Source organism: Hydrogenophaga sp. T66, from assembly GCF_057219855.1.
Window position 1 is genome coordinate 225579 of sequence record NZ_JBXVVX010000003.1, and the last position, 14270, is coordinate 239848.

Genomic DNA, 14270 nt, shown 5'->3' on the forward strand with positions numbered 1-14270 from the left:
AAGTCGCCTCTTGGGGGAATTGCAAAACAGGGGGATCAGAAACAAAAAGGGCTGTTCATACGAGTGCGTACGAACAGCCCCGGGAGTCAACGCCCGATCAGGTCAGGGACGTCACTTGCCCTTCTTGAAGGTGTTGTAGGCGGTGGCCATGGCCTCGCGGGCTTCGTTGGTGAAGCTGCTCGGCGGGATCATCTTGGGCATGTAGCCCTCGTCCACGAAGATGGTCTTGTTGGCAGCCATCTCCGGGCTCACCAGGGGCAGCGCGGCCTTGTTGCCCGCGTTGTAGTTCATCTCGTTGGCCATCGCTGCACCGCTCTCGGGGCGCAGGAAGAAGTCGATGAACGCGTGGGCGTTGTTCGGGTGCTTGGCGTCCTTGGTGATGGCCATGGTGTCGAAGAACGACAGCGCGCCGGTCGACGGCAGCAGCGCCTCGATCACGTCCTTGGAGCCGTTCTCCTTGGCGCGGCCGGCGGCGATGTTGATGTCACCGGCCCAGCCGATGGCCACGCAGGCCTTGCCGCCGGCGATGTCGTCGATCATGGTCGAGCTGAACAGGCGGATGTCCTTGCGCACCTTGGCCAGCATGGCGGTGGCGGCCTTGTAGTCGGCCGGGTCGTTGGAGTAGGCGTCCTTGCCGATGTAGTGCAGCGCCACCGGGATGATCTCGGTCGGCGAGTCCAGGTAGGCGATGCCGCAGGACTTGAGCTTGCTGGTGTACTCGGGCTTGAAGACCAGGTCCCAGGCGTTTTCCGGCATCGGCATGCCGCCCAGCGCCTTCTCGGCCTTGGTGCGGTTGATGCCCACGGTGGTGAAGCTCCAGGCCCACGGCACCAGGTGCTTGTTGTCCGGGTCGGCCTTGGTCAGCACCGACATCACGCCCGGGTCGAGGTTGCCGTAGTTCTTCAGCTTGGACTTGTCCAGCGGCTGGAAGAAACCGGCTTCGATCTGCGGCTTGGCGAACACGGTGCCGGGCACGACGATGTCGTAGCCGGTGTTGCCGGCGACCAGCTTGGCGTGCAGGGCTTCGTTGGTCTCGAAGGTGTCGTAGTTGACCTTGATGCCGGTGGCCTTCTCGAACTCCGCGATCATGTTCTCGGGGATGTAGTCGGGCCAGTTGTAGATGTTGAGCACCTTCTCGTCGTCCAGCACCGGGCCGGGCGGGGTCGCGGGCGCCGCGGGCGCGGCAGCCACCGGGGCCGGAGCGGGCGCGGGCGCCGGCTCCTCTTTCTTGCCGCAAGCGGCCAGCAGCATGGCCGAGACGGCCAGAACCAGAACGTGCTTTTTCATCATGGTGAAGCTCACTCCTGAGGGGGTGTAAAGACGGATGGATCGCCAAACCGGGGGTTCGGATCGCTTGCCAGATAGCAAGTTCCAGACCCGCAGTCGCTGGTTTTCCCGGGTGAGGGGGGTATCCGGCGAACCGCCGCGGCCATTCTACGGTCCCGTTTCTGGTGCACGCTGCGGGCCAACCCGGGTTTGTGCACCAAGATCAGTCTTTCAGCCCTTTGGCGCGCAGCTCGGCCAGCGTGGCGTCGAGGCAGCGGCGGATCAGGCCCATCATTTCGTCGATCTGGGCGCGGGTCATCACCAGCGGCGGGGCGATGATCATGCGGTCGCCCACGGCGCGCATGATCAGCCCGTTCTTGAAGCAGTGCGCGCGGCACATCATGCCCACGGCCAGTTCGGGGTCGAACACGGTGCGCGTCGCCTTGTCCTTGACCAGCACCAGGCCGGCGACAAAACCGCAGGTCTCGGCCACACCGACCAGCGGGTGGTCGTTGAGCTCGGCAAAGCGCTGGGCCAGGTAAGGGCCGATGTCCTCGCGCACCTTGCGCGGCAGCTCCTCGCGCTCCATGAGCTCCAGGTTGGCCAGGGCCACCGCGCAGGCCACGGGGTGGCCGCTGTAGGTGTAGCCGTGGTTGAACTCGCCGCCTTGCTCGATCAGCACCTTGGCCACGCGGTCACCCACCATCACGCCGCCGAGCGGGATGTAGCCGCTGGTGACCGCCTTGGCGAAGGTGATGAGGTCGGGCCGGATGCCGAACTTCTCGTACGCAAACCAGTGGCCCAGGCGGCCAAAGGCACAGATCACCTCGTCGGCGATCAGCAGGATGCCGTACTGGTCGACGATGCGCTGGACCTCGGGCCAGTAGGTGGCCGGCGGAATGATCACGCCACCAGCGCCCTGCACCGGCTCGGCGATGAACGCCGCCACCTTGTCCGGCCCGATGGCCAGAATCTTCTCTTCCAGCCAGCGCGCGGCGCGGATGCCGAACTCGGCCTCGGTCTCGCCCGGGCGGCCGTTCTCGAAGAAGTACGGCTGGTCGATGTGGGTGATGTTGGGGATGGGCAGGTCGCCCTGGGCGTGCATGCCGCTCATGCCGCCGAGCGAAGCGCCGGCCATGGTGGAGCCGTGGTAGGCGTTGTGGCGGCTGATGATGACCTTGCGCTGCGGCTGGCCCAGCAGGTCCCAGTAGCGGCGGGCCATGCGCACGTTGGTGTCGTTGCTCTCGCTGCCGCTGGAGCTGAAGAACACGTGCTGGAAGCGGCGGCCACCGACCTCCGGTGCCAGCTGCGCCAGCTTGGCCGCGAGCTTGACCGCCGGCACGTTGGTGGTCTGGAAGAAGCTGTTGTAGAACGGCAGCGTCATCATCTGCTGGTGCGCCGCGTCGGCCAGCTCGCGCCGGCCGTACCCCGCGTTCACGCACCACAGACCGCTCATCGCGTCGAGGATCTGGTGGCCCTCGCTGTCCCAGATGTAGATGCCGTCGGCCTTGGTGATCACGCGCGCGCCCCGCGTGGCCAGGTCGCCGTGGTCGGTGAAGGGGTGCAGGAAGTGCGCGCTGTCCAGGGCCTGGATGTCCTGGGTGCTCAGGTGCTCGGGCTTGATCGGTGCGTTCATGGCGTTTCTCGGGGCGGTGGCGCGGGGCGCGGGTCGGTCGGGGATGGGTCAGACGTGCAGCAACAGGTGCTCGCGCTCCCACGGCGAGATCACCTTCATGAACTCGTCGAACTCAAGCTCCTTGATCTCGGTGTAGATGGTCACGAACTCCTTGCCCAGCACCTCGTGCAGGTCGGGCTCGCGGCGCAGCCAGTCCAGCGCTTCGCCCAGGCTGCGCGGCAGCGCGTAGGGCGCGAGGTAGGCGTCGCCCTTCATCTCGGGCTTGGGCTTAATCTTGTTCTTGATGCCGAGGTAGCCGCAGGCCAGCGTCATGGCCATGGCCACGTAGGGGTTGGCGTCGGCACCAATCACGCGGTTCTCCACCCGGCGCGCCTCGGGCGAGGCGATCGGGGAGCGAATGCCGACGGTGCGGTTGTCGTGGCCCCACTCGATGTTGATCGGCGCCGCGGTGTGGCGCGACAGGCGACGGTAGCTGTTCACGTACGGCGCCACCAGCACCATGGCCGCCGGGATGTAGCGCTGCAGGCCGCCGATGTAATGGTGGAAGGCCTCGGACGCGGTGCCGTCGGGGTTGCTGAAGATGTTGCGGCCGGTGGCCTTGTCCACGATGCTCTGGTGCACGTGCATGGCGCTGCCCGGCTCGCCGGCGATCGGCTTGGCCATGAAGGTGGCGTACATGTCGTGGCGCAGCGCGGCCTCGCGCACCGTGCGCTTGAAGAAGAACACCTCGTCCGCCAGGCCCAGCGGGTGGGCGTGGAAGAAGTTGATCTCCATCTGCCCGGCGCCCACCTCGTGGATCAGGGTGTCCACGTTCAGGCCCATCTTGTCGCAGTAGTCGTAGATCTCCTCGAACAGCGGGTCGAACTCGTTGACCGCGTCGATGGAATAGGCCTGGCGCGAGGTCTCGGCGCGGCCGCTGCGGCCGATCGGCGGCTTGAGCAGGGTGTTGGGGTCGGTGTTGCGCGCCGTCAGGTAGAACTCCAGCTCGGGCGCCACCACCGGCTCCCAGCCCTCGGCTTCGTACAGGTTGCACACGTGGCGCAGCACGCTGCGCGGGGCAAACGGCACCAGCTTGCCCTGGTGGTCGAAGCAGTCGTGGATCACCTGCGCGGTGGGGTCGGTCGCCCACGGCACGATGCGCACCGTCGTCGGGTCGGGGCGCAGCTGCATGTCGCGGTCGGTCGGCTCAATGACGTCGTAGTACGGGCCGCTCTCGGGGAATTCGCCGGTCACGCCCATCGCCACGATGGCCTGCGGCAGGCGCATGCCGCGGTCTTCGGTGAATTTTTCGCGCGGCAGGATCTTGCCGCGGGCCACGCCGGTGAGGTCGGGCACGAGGCATTCCACCTCGGTCACGCGCCGTTCGTTGAGCCAGTTTTCGAGATCGTTGAAAGTTTGCGGGGCACTCATGGCCGCTCCTGGTTGTCGTTCTGTGGTGTTGTCGCGGTGAGGAATCGGGGGCAGTCCGGGGCGTTCGCTAGGCCGGGGTCGCGCGGGCGAGGTCGCTGGCCTGCAGGCGCAGGCTGCGGCGCTGCCGGCAGGCGCGCCCGAAGGCGTCGAAGATCGCCGCGTAGAACGGCGTCTCCCAGCAGCGCCACTCGGGGTGCCACTGCGTGGCCAGCGCAAACGTGCGCGCCCCGCGGATGGCAAACGCCTCGACCAGCCCGTCCGGCGCGTGCGCCAGCGGCTCCAGCCCGTCGGCCAGGCGGTTGATGCCCTGCCCGTGCAGCGAATTGACCATCGCCGTGGTGCCGCCGGCCCACTCGGCCAGCGGACTGCCGGCCACCAGCGTGACCGGATGGCGCGGGGCGTATTGCTCGTCGGGCGGGCGGCCCTTGGGCTCGCGGTGGTCGTTCAGGCCCGGCACGTCGTGCACCCGCTGGTGCAGCGTGCCGCCCAGGGCCACGTTGATCTCCTGGAAACCGCGGCAGATGCCCAGCAGCGGCACGCCCTGGTGCACGCAGGCGCGCACCAGCGCCAGCGTCAGGTTGTCGCGCTCGGTGTCCAGCGGCAGGCTGGGGTCGGCCACCGCCTCGTCGAAATGCGAGGGATGCACGTTGGACGGTGACCCGGTGAGCATGACGCCGTCCACCAGCGACAGCAATTCATCGATCTGGCCGGGATCGGCCAGCGGAAACATCACCGGCTGGGCCTGCGCACCGACCTTCACGGCCCGCGCGTACTTGTCGCCCAGCAACAGGAAAGGCATCTGGTGCCCATGGTCGCCGAGCAGGCGGTGGTCGGCGGGAAGCCAGACCATGCAGGGCGGCTTGTTCATGGTTTTCTCCGTTTCTCCGGCCATTGTGGCCGCCAAATTGGATCACAATGGGGGCCAGTTCGGGCATCGGCGTGGTGCCACTTCGCCCGCGCCCGCTCAACGCCCCCGCTCCCCGGCCTGGGGAGCCCACCGCCCACGCCCTGCGCCATGCTCTCTGAATTCCTGCTCGCGGAAATGACCCGCCTGGGCACCCAGGACGCGCTGCCGCTGCACCGCCAGCTCTACGAAGCCCTGCGGCGCGCCATGCTGGACGGCAAACTCGGCGCGGGCGAACGCCTGCCCTCCAGCCGCGACCTCGCCCAGGACCTGCACCTCTCGCGCAACACCGTGGTGGCCGCGATCAACCAGCTCAGCGTCGAGGGGTATCTCGCCAGCCGCGTGGGCAGCGGGACCTACGTCAACGACAACGTGCCGCGCACCACGCCCGGCCGCGGCGGCGCGGCCCGCCCGGCGGGCCCGCGCGCCGTGCCGGCCCAGCCCCCGCGCCTGTCGCAGCGCGGCGAAGCGCTGGCCCACCGCTTCACCGCCAACGACCTCGAAGTCCAGCCCTTCACGCCCGGCATCGCCGACTTCAGCGCGTTTCCGCTCACGCTGTGGCAGCGACTGCAAAACAAACACTGGCGCATGACCTACCCGGACATGCTGGACTACAACACCAGCGGCGGCTACGCGCCGCTGCGCCGGGCCATCGCCGACTACCTGCGCGTGTTCCGCAGCGTGCAGCTCGACGCCGACCAGGTGATCGTCACCACCGGCACCCAGCAATCCCTCGAACTCTGCGCCCGCCTGCTCGCCGACCACGGCGACACCGTGTGGGTTGAAGACCCGGCCTACTGGGGCGCGATGAAGGCCTTCATGGCCACCGGGCTGGCCGTGCATCCGGTGGCGGTCGACGTGCAAGGCATCGCGCCCACCGCGGCCGACGACGCCCGCGCCCCGCGCCTCATCTACGTCACACCCTCGCACCAATACCCCACCGGCGCCGTCATGTCGCTGCCACGGCGCCACCAGCTGCTCGCCACCGCCGCCGCCCACGAAGCCTGGGTGCTGGAAGACGACTACGACAGCGAATACCGCTTCAGCGGCCCGCCGATCTCCAGCCTCGAAGGCCTCGACACCAGCGGCCGCGTGCTCTACATGGGCACCTTCTCCAAGGTGCTCTACCCCGGCATCAAGCTGGGCTACCTCGTCGTGCCCAAAGCGCTCGTCGACCCCTTCCGCCGCGCCCACTACGACCTCAACCGACCCGGCCAGATGCCGGTGCAGGCCGCGCTGGCCGAGTTCATCGAGATGGGCCATTTCGCCAGCACCCTGCGCCGCGCGAGACAAAGCTACGCCGAGCGCCGCCAGACCCTGCTCGAAGCGCTGCAGCCCATCCTGCGCGACGACCGCGAAGGCCCCCGCATCACCGGCGCCGAACAAGGCCTGCACCTCTGCCTGCGCCTGCCCGGCGCGGTGGATGACGCCGCACTCGCCCAGCGCCTCGGCCAACAAGGCCTGACCGTGCGCCCGCTCTCGGCCTACTGCCTGCAACGCACCGACCTCAAAGGCCTGGTCATCGGCTACGGCTACGCACCCCAGGACGAAATCGCCCGCTGCGGGCCGCTCGTGGCCAGGGCGGTGCGGCAGGTGGTGACAAGCGGGACGTGAGGCGAGCGACAAGCCTGAGCACCTCGCGGGCCAAGGTCATGCCGCTGGCGGCATCGCTCCAGCAACGGGTTAGGCCGCTCTGTCGGCGGCCTGCCGACGCCGCCGGAGAAGGGCGAGACCCATCACGGCGACCACCGCCAGGTTGGCCAGCAGAAGGCCTGCATGCAACGCGGTGGGGCTGCGCACAAGCTCCAGCACCTCGAAAGGGAGGTAGACGGCTCCGCTGAAAGCGGCGAGAACTTCGGCCCAGGCGCGGCGGAAGTACAGGCCGTAGGCCTCGGCGAAGCGCAAGGCGGCGTAGAGCAAGGCGCCGAAAGCGAGAAGCAGCAGTCGCGACTCTTGGAGATTGCTCGCCGCTTCAAGGAAGATCTGGGGGTACTTGCTGGCCGGGTTCAGATGCGCGTGCTCGACGAGCGAGAGGGCCAGCGCGTGCAGGTCCTTGTGCACCAAACTGAGCAGGCCCGTGCCTGCGAGCAGCACCACGAGCCCCTTCAGGCATTCGAAGAAAGCAACCAGCCTGATTGCGCCGTTCACTGCTGAGCGCCTTTTCGTGCGGTCTAACGTTCGAGGTGAGGCTGGGCCGACGGCGAGGTGCCAGGCCCGGCGGAAGGATGATGCGCACAACCTGGAGCCAAGCCTAGCGCCTTGCCGTTGGGCCTCGCCTCGACCGAGGGGTTAGGGCGAAATGCGCTACGGACGATAGGGAATCGACGACGGAAGAATCTTCTGAGCAAGTGTGTGGCGTCCGTTTAGTTCGAGCATCCTACGAAGCGACCCCGCCGCTAGCACCGTGGACAACGAGGGGCCCAGGATAATTCGCTCAATGAGGGACTCAAGGCTAAGCCCTTGCGCTGTGGAGCCCGGTAGTTCCTTCAGTCGTACGCGGAGCTTTGGCTCAACTCCCTTGGGCGTCACTGCATACCCCAACATCTGAGTGAGCGATCGGTCGCGATCGCGATCAGGGAAATAGACAATCCGCCACTCCTTCTCTTCTGAGAAGCCGTCGTGCTTCGTGAAGAGCGCGAACAACTTAAGGCGTTCGATCCAGGCGTGCGCTACCTGATGAAGATCGTCGTCAGAGGGCGCCGACGCCCGAAGTACCTCAGCAAGCGCGGATAGCTTGTTGTCTATCCACTGAAGGCGGGTCGGGTGGTTTGCGTATTGAACCTTGCTGACTATGAACGGCGAGTCCTCGACTGCTGGCAACTTAGACGAGTCGAACACAAGAGCAACGCCACCCCCGTTGGCACCATAGCCCCGCCACATAGAGAGCACCCCGTCGTTGTTCTGTGGATCGTGTTCGGTCAGGCAGAGCACATAGGTGTCGAGTGCGTGCTCTGTATCAAAACGGTGGAACAGTTCATCGAAGCTCTCGACCAACTTGGCGTGCACTCGGGCAGATCCGCAGGCCTCAATCAGACCGCGATGGGTTCTGAACTCCGACGCACCGGTGTTCATTCCGTACCTGAGTTCTTCGTAGTCGTTCATGTACAAGGGATTCGAGAACCAGAGCTCATCTCCCTGCAGGATCTTCTCTAGAGTGGCGACCGACGTGTAGTGCCCCCAAAGTGGTCGACTATGGGGATAGTTACCTTGGTCGGTAACGTCGTCCCATAGGACGTGCAGTGCGGATTCAAGAAGTGTGGCCATGGCGTCCGACTTGCGGCATCGAGGCGGTTGTACGCCCTAACGATTGAGCTGAGGGGCCGAAGCCCAGATGGCGCTTGGCCCGCGAGGCGGAGCATAGGCCAGCAGCGCCTCGCGGGCCAAGCGCCATGCCGGTGCGAGTCGGCTGGAGCGATGGGTTAGGGCTTACTCAAACCTCATCTGCGTCCTACCGCACCGGCAGCTGGGTCAGCCCGTGGAATGCAGACCGACCTTGTTGCCCTCGGTGTCGATGAAGAGCGCGAAGAAGCCGAAGTCGTTTCCGATCTCGGTCTTGGGCACAGCGATGGAGCCGCCCGCCTTCTCGACCCGGGCGAGCATTGGCGCCAAGTCGTCGCCTCCGTTGAGATACACGGTCGTTCCCTGCATGGACGGCGTGGCTCCATCACCCGAGACAATCGCGCCGCCCACAGCGCCTGGGTCGGAAGACAGGAAGCCCATGGTGATTGGCCCCATGACCATGGGCTCAATGGGCCGCCCAAGCACGGCCTCGTAGAAGGCCTTGGCGCGCCCGAAGTCGGTTGCGGGAATCTCGAACCAGCTCAGCGCGTGCGGACTCTGAGGCATGACGTCTCCCCTTGGTTTGCAGCCGTCTGACGCGCACGGGGATCGTGCGGACCAACGTCTGCGCTGAGCGGGCGACGACGGCAGGGCGCCAAGCCCGAACTGCCGAAAATATACCGACTATCGCCGGCCCTACACCACATCCCGCAGCCGGTGCCACAGCATGCCCAGCGCGAGCGAGGGGGTGCGCAGCAGCGGGCCGCCGGGGAAGCGGCGGTGCTGCAGGCGGGCGAAGAGGTCGAAGCGCTCGGCCTGGCCGGCCACGCATTCGGCCACCAGTTCGCCGGCCAGGCCGGTGAGGGCGACGCCGTGGCCGCTGAAGCCCTGCAGGTAGTAGAGGTTGTCGCCGAGGCGGCCGAAGTCGGGCGCGCGGTTCATGCTGATGTCGACGAAGCCGCCCCAGCAAAACTCGACCGGCACGCCGTCCAGCGCGGGGAACACGTCGACCATGCGCCGGCGCATCACCTCGCGCAGGTTGCGCGGGGTCATGGTGGTGTAGCTCACGCGGCCGCCAAACAGCAGGCGGTGGTCGGCGCTGAAGCGGAAGTAGTCGAGCACGAAGTTGTTGTCGCACACCGCCGCGCGCTGCGGGATGCAGCGCTCGGCCAGCGCGGGGTCGATGGGCGCGGTGCCGATGATGTAGGTGCCCACCGGCATGATGCGGTCGGCGATCTCCGGCGCCACGCGCGGGCCGTGCTCGGGCAGCATGCAGTTGCCCGCCAGCACCCCGAAGCCCGCCTGCACCTCGCCCTGCGCCGTGCGCGCCACCAGCCGCTCGCCGCGCTGCAAGGCCGTGACCGGGCTGCGCTCAAACACCCGCACGCCGGCGGCCTCGGCCGCGCGGGCGAGGCCCAGCGCGTACTTCAGCGGGTGCAGGTGGCCGCTGCGCCGCTCGCGGAACGCGGCCACGTACCGGCGGCTGCCGATGAGGCGCTCCACGTCGTCGCCCTCGGCCCATTCCACCGGGATGCCGCGGCGCATCAGGTCGTCGGCCTCCCCGCGCAGGTCGCGCGCCTTGCGCGCCTTGTCGGCCACGTACAGGTAGCCGTGCACGCGGTCGCAGTCGATGCCGTGCGCGGCGATGCGCCGGTCGATCAGGTCGATCGCCTCCAGCGACATCGCCCACGCGCGGTCGGCGTCGGCCGCACCGAGCTGCTCCTCGAACGGGCCCTGACCGCTGGCGAAGCCGACGATGGCCTGGCCGCCGTTGCGCCCGCTGGCGCCGCTGCCGATGCGGTCGGCCTCCAGCACCGCGACCGACAGGCCGCGCTGCGCCAGCGCGAGCGCCGCGCTCAGCCCGGCAAAGCCCGCGCCCACCACCAGCGCATCCACCACCAGACGCTCCTGCAGGGGCTCGCGCCGCGGGCCGCGCTCGACGCTGGCTTCGTAGTAGCTCTGCTGGTTGAGCTGGGTGTCAGAGCCGATCAGAGACATGGTCCCCCCTGCCGCGCTGCGCGCGTTCCCCCCAAGGGGGGACAGTGCCCGAGGCCCGGCGGAGCCGGATCCTCGGCACCTCGGGATGAAGACACGCCGTGCAGACGCGCCGCGCTCATCGCTTCGCCACCTGACCGGCCAGGTAGGTCCACACGAAGGTGGCGGCCGCGTTGCTGGTGAGTTCGGCGTGGTCGTAGGCGGGGGCCACTTCCACGCAGTCCATGCCGATCCAGTTCAGGTCGTGCAGCTCTTCCAGGAAAGTCAGCACCTGCGAGCTGCTCAGGCCACCGGGCTCGGGGGTGCCGGTGCCGGGGGCGAAGGCGGGGTCGAGCACGTCGATGTCCAGCGTGAGGTAGGCCGGGGTGTCGCCGAGCCGCTGCCGGATCTCCGCCAGCACGGGCGCCAGGCCCGCACCGTCGAGGCCGCGCAGGGCGCGGGCGGTGAAGATGCGGCCGCCCTGGTCGGCCACGTACTCGCGCGCGGCGCGTTCGCCGCTGGAGCGGATGCCGACCTGCACGGTGCGCGACGGCTCCACCAGCCCCTCGCGCAGGGCCTCGTAGGTCCAGGTGCCGTGGCCGGACGGCTCACCGAAGTGGTCGGTCCAGGTGTCGCAGTGCGCGTCGAAGTGCAGCAGGGCCAGCGGCCGGCCATGGCGCTCGCGGGCGGCGCGCAGCAGCGACAGCGTGATCGAGTGGTCGCCGCCCAGAAAAACGCAGTGGTGCCGCGCCATCAGCGCGCGGGCCTGCCGCTCCAGGTGCTCGCGCACCACCGTCAGCGGCGAGGCGTTGGGCAGGCGCATGTCCAGCGCATCGCCCACGTGGGCCAGCGGCGACACGTTGAACACCGGGTGGGTCGCGTCGCACAGCATCAGGCTGGCCGCGCGGATCGCCTGCGGCCCAAAACGCGCGCCGGGGCGGTTGGTGACCACGCCGTCATACGGCACGCCGACCACCGCGAAAGGCTGGTCGGCCAGCGGCTCGGCGGCGAGAAAGCGGTTGGTGTTGCTGGCGAAGGCGAACTGTCCGATGGCCATGGCGGGGCGGTCCGGGAAAGCAAACGGGCGTTGGGCCCGCAGGATGAGTGGACCCGGATGATCGCGGCAAACAAGGCAAGCCGTGGGTCCACTTCCGGCGGCCGCGCCGGGCCACTTCCGGCCGCGGTGCGCCTCAGCGGCGTGGCGCGGCCCGCTCGCCGTCGGGTCCGGCCCCGCCGCCCCCGAACAGCCCCTTGAGGCCCTCGCCCAGGCGCTCGCCGACGCTGGCGCCGGCGCCGGTGCCCACGCCGGGCATCAGCGCCGTGCCCACGGCGGCGCCGAGCAGCGCCCCGCGCGTGAGCGTGACCGACGGGTCGTCCAGCGTGCCGCCCACCACCAGCGGCACGCCCAGCGCCTGGCTGGCCGCGCCGCCGGTCAGGTCCACGCGCACGCGCCCCGACAGCGAGCCGCTGGGCGCGATCGCCACCTCGCCGGTGGCGGCCAGCGCGCCGGACGCGGCCACCAACTGCGACAGCTGCACCGCCCGGCCGCGCGTGCGCACCTGGCCAGCCAGGGTGTCGAGCGGCGTGTCGCCGCCGCGGGACAGGCCGACCGTGCGCACCGCCCGCGCCAGGTCCACGCCGTGCACCACCGCGTCGTGCACGACGAAGCGCGTCTGGCTGCGCAGCGCCTCGGTCAGCGCGGCGCCGCCGGCGCGCGGGTCCAGACGCGCCTCCAGCCGCGTGTCGGCCTCCAGCCGGCCACTGAGCGGCCGGGCCGGCGCGGTGAGCGCGGCCACCGCCACGCCGCGCGTCTGCAGCTCGCCGTTCAGGCCCCAGTGGCGCTCGTCGGCGCGGGCCGGGGGGGTCAGGGTGAGAGGGCCTTGCACCGTGCCGCCTCCGATGTCGGCGCGCAGGCTCCAGGCCGTCTCGCCGGCGGCGCGGCGGGTGAGCGCCACGCGGCTGCCCTGGTAGGGGCCGGCGCCCACGTCCAGCCGCGCCTCGGCCGGCCAGCCGTCGCCATCGAGGCGCAGGCGGCCGTCCACCGTGTGCCGCGCGCCGCCGGCAGCGACCCAGGTGATGTCTTGCAGCACCACCGTGCGCGGCAGCGCCGACCAGTCGGGCGCCGACCCACCGTCGGGCGCGGGCCGGGCGCGCTCGGCGGCGCCGGCGATCTGCAGCAAGGCCCCCTGCGGCAGCACCGCCCCGCGCGCCGTCAGCGCCTCCAGCCGCAGCTGCCCGCGCAGGAGCGGCGCGAGCGCCGGCCGCAGCGTGATCTCCGCCACCGACAGGGGCGGCTGTGCGGCGATGGCCAGTCCCTGCACCGCCACGCCCGGCGTGGGCCACAGGCTCAGCCGCAAGCCCTGCAAGCTCACCGGCACCCCAAGGGCCGCGCTCGCCTCGGTCTGCACCCGCTGGCGCAAGCCGTCGCCGGCCAGCCAGCGCTGCAGCGCCCAGCCACCGGCGGCCAGCGCCACCGCCAGCGCCACCAGACCGCCCACCAGAATGCGTTGCTTCCGTCCCATGCGGGCGATGGTAGTCCCGGCCTCAGCCCAGCGCGCGCTGCCGCAGCGCGACCGCCGCGCCCAGCCACAGCACCACCGCCGAAAACACCAAACCGCGGGCCAGGCCGCCCGGACCGTCGGCGATCAGGCCCACCACCGTCGGGCCCACGATCTGCCCGGCGGCAAACACGGTCGTGAAGGCCGCGATGCCGGCGGCCCACTGCGCGGGCGGCAGGTTGTGGCGCACCAGCGCCGTGGTCGAGGCCACCACCGACAGGAACACCGCGCCAAACACCATCCCCGACGCCAGCAAGGCCCACGGCTGGGCGGTGAGCGCCGGCACCAGCGCCGCGCCCCCGAGCAGGGCATTGAGCCGCGCCAGCGGCTGGCCGTCGCGGTGGCGGTCCAGCCAGCCCGCCCACAGCCGCGACGACGCCACCACCGCCACACCCAGCAGCGTGTAGAACAGCGTCACAAAACCCCCCGAGGCCCCCTGTTCGCGCAGCAGCGCGATCACAAAGGTCATGTAGCCGATGTAGCCCACGCCGAAGGCCAGGTAGCCGGTGAGGCCGGGCCAGAAGTCGGCCGCGCGCCAGTGCCGGGGCGGCGAGCGGTCGGTGCCGGCCGGCGCCGGCGCCTGCAGGCCGGCCAGACGGCGGGCGGGCCACGCCAGCGCCGCCGTGCTCAGCCCGCACAACCCCGCCAGCCCCCACCACGCCCAGGCCCAGCCGTGCGGCTGCCCGGCCGCCGCGGCCGCGGCCAGCACCGGCGGCACCAGCAACGCCGAGGCCACGATGCCCAAGCCCGTGCCGCCGTAGTACAGGCCCAGCAGGAAGCCGCTGCGGTGCGGCTGCAGCGCGCCGAGTCGCGCCGCCAGCAAACCGCCGGCGATGAACACCAGGGCGCTGGCCAGCCCCGCCAGCGCGCGCTGCACCAGCAGGGCGCTGGCGTCGGTGAAAAAGCCGCTGGCGGCCATGAACAGCGACGCCATCACGGCGCCGGCCAGCATCAGGCGCGGGGGCGTGACGCGGCGCAGCAGCCAGGGCGTGAGCAGCGCGCCCAGCAGGTAGCCCGCGGCGTTGGCGGTGTTCATGGCGCCGGCGAGGGTGAAGCTCCACCCGAGGTCGCTGCGCATCGGCGGCAGCAGCAGGCCATAGGCGAAGCGCGTGACCCCCAGCGACACCGCCGCGCCCAGCGACAGCACCAGCGCCAGGCGCAGCACGGGCAGGGACGGATCGGCGCGCATCGGGGCATTGTGCGCCCGCCGCCGGACCGGGCGGTGGCGGGATCAGGGTGGTCC

The 14270-nt window shown here is 69.8% G+C and carries 12 protein-coding genes; 1 reads left to right on the plus strand and 11 read right to left on the minus strand.

Annotated elements, in window-relative coordinates; all coding sequences use genetic code 11:
* Positions 1-111 precede the first annotated feature (111 nt).
* The 4 genes from AC2D80_RS13400 to AC2D80_RS13415 all read right to left on the minus strand — a co-directional run bounded on the left by AC2D80_RS13400 (position 112) and on the right by AC2D80_RS13415 (position 5180).
* On the minus strand, positions 112-1287 hold the full coding sequence (locus AC2D80_RS13400) for an extracellular solute-binding protein (protein ID WP_484633519.1): 1176 nt from the start codon (positions 1285-1287) through the stop codon (positions 112-114).
* Positions 1288-1489: 202 nt separating this feature from the next.
* Positions 1490-2902 (minus strand): aspartate aminotransferase family protein, encoded by a 1413-nt coding sequence (locus tag AC2D80_RS13405; protein ID WP_484633520.1) that lies wholly within the window; start codon positions 2900-2902, stop codon positions 1490-1492.
* 48 nt (positions 2903-2950) lie between these two features.
* Entirely contained in the window at positions 2951-4312 is a 1362-nt protein-coding gene (locus AC2D80_RS13410) for a glutamine synthetase family protein (RefSeq protein WP_484633521.1), read from the minus strand.
* 67 nt (positions 4313-4379) lie between these two features.
* A complete protein-coding gene (locus AC2D80_RS13415; protein ID WP_484633522.1) occupies positions 4380-5180 on the minus strand; it encodes a gamma-glutamyl-gamma-aminobutyrate hydrolase family protein in 801 nt (266 codons plus the stop codon).
* Between the two features lie 147 nt (positions 5181-5327).
* Here AC2D80_RS13415 and pdxR point away from each other — a divergent pair, with 147 nt between their 5' ends.
* Positions 5328-6830 (plus strand): MocR-like pyridoxine biosynthesis transcription factor PdxR, encoded by a 1503-nt coding sequence (pdxR, locus tag AC2D80_RS13420; protein ID WP_484633523.1) that lies wholly within the window; start codon positions 5328-5330, stop codon positions 6828-6830.
* 69 nt (positions 6831-6899) lie between these two features.
* Here pdxR and AC2D80_RS13425 read toward each other — a convergent pair whose 3' ends face one another.
* From AC2D80_RS13425 to AC2D80_RS13455, 7 genes are all read right to left on the minus strand, one after another.
* Positions 6900-7364 carry a DUF2127 domain-containing protein gene (locus AC2D80_RS13425; RefSeq protein ID WP_484633524.1) on the minus strand — a complete coding sequence of 155 codons (465 nt, stop codon included), beginning with the start codon at positions 7362-7364 and terminating at the stop codon, positions 6900-6902.
* 156 nt (positions 7365-7520) lie between these two features.
* Entirely contained in the window at positions 7521-8318 is a 798-nt protein-coding gene (locus AC2D80_RS13430) for a DUF2971 domain-containing protein (protein WP_484633525.1), read from the minus strand.
* Between the two features lie 366 nt (positions 8319-8684).
* On the minus strand, positions 8685-9062 hold the full coding sequence (locus AC2D80_RS13435) for a VOC family protein (RefSeq protein WP_484633526.1): 378 nt from the start codon (positions 9060-9062) through the stop codon (positions 8685-8687).
* Between the two features lie 129 nt (positions 9063-9191).
* On the minus strand, positions 9192-10493 hold the full coding sequence (locus AC2D80_RS13440) for an NAD(P)/FAD-dependent oxidoreductase (RefSeq protein WP_484633527.1): 1302 nt from the start codon (positions 10491-10493) through the stop codon (positions 9192-9194).
* Positions 10494-10608: 115 nt separating this feature from the next.
* On the minus strand, positions 10609-11526 hold the full coding sequence (gene speB, locus AC2D80_RS13445) for an agmatinase (protein WP_484633528.1): 918 nt from the start codon (positions 11524-11526) through the stop codon (positions 10609-10611).
* 133 nt (positions 11527-11659) lie between these two features.
* The gene (locus tag AC2D80_RS13450; RefSeq protein ID WP_484633529.1) at positions 11660-12991 is read right to left on the minus strand and encodes an AsmA family protein; all 1332 of its coding nucleotides are present in this window, start codon (positions 12989-12991) and stop codon (positions 11660-11662) included.
* Between the two features lie 22 nt (positions 12992-13013).
* Positions 13014-14216: a YbfB/YjiJ family MFS transporter gene (locus AC2D80_RS13455; RefSeq protein WP_484633530.1), complete on the minus strand. Its 1203-nt coding sequence runs from the start codon at positions 14214-14216 to the stop codon at positions 13014-13016.
* Positions 14217-14270: the final 54 nt, after the last annotated feature.

Coding starts and splice junctions, on each gene's coding strand:
- AC2D80_RS13400 (WP_484633519.1), bottom strand. CDS start 1,287: ATGAAAAAGCACGTTCTGGTTCTGGCCGTCTCGGCCATGCTGCTGGCC.
- AC2D80_RS13430 (WP_484633525.1), bottom strand. CDS start 8,318: ATGAACGACTACGAAGAACTCAGGTACGGAATGAACACCGGTGCGTCG.
- speB (WP_484633528.1), bottom strand. CDS start 11,526: ATGGCCATCGGACAGTTCGCCTTCGCCAGCAACACCAACCGCTTTCTC.
- AC2D80_RS13405 (WP_484633520.1), bottom strand. CDS start 2,902: ATGAACGCACCGATCAAGCCCGAGCACCTGAGCACCCAGGACATCCAG.
- pdxR (WP_484633523.1), top strand. CDS start 5,328: ATGCTCTCTGAATTCCTGCTCGCGGAAATGACCCGCCTGGGCACCCAG.
- AC2D80_RS13415 (WP_484633522.1), bottom strand. CDS start 5,180: ATGAACAAGCCGCCCTGCATGGTCTGGCTTCCCGCCGACCACCGCCTG.
- AC2D80_RS13455 (WP_484633530.1), bottom strand. CDS start 14,216: ATGCGCGCCGATCCGTCCCTGCCCGTGCTGCGCCTGGCGCTGGTGCTG.
- AC2D80_RS13440 (WP_484633527.1), bottom strand. CDS start 10,493: ATGTCTCTGATCGGCTCTGACACCCAGCTCAACCAGCAGAGCTACTAC.
- AC2D80_RS13450 (WP_484633529.1), bottom strand. CDS start 12,991: ATGGGACGGAAGCAACGCATTCTGGTGGGCGGTCTGGTGGCGCTGGCG.
- AC2D80_RS13410 (WP_484633521.1), bottom strand. CDS start 4,312: ATGAGTGCCCCGCAAACTTTCAACGATCTCGAAAACTGGCTCAACGAA.
- AC2D80_RS13435 (WP_484633526.1), bottom strand. CDS start 9,062: ATGCCTCAGAGTCCGCACGCGCTGAGCTGGTTCGAGATTCCCGCAACC.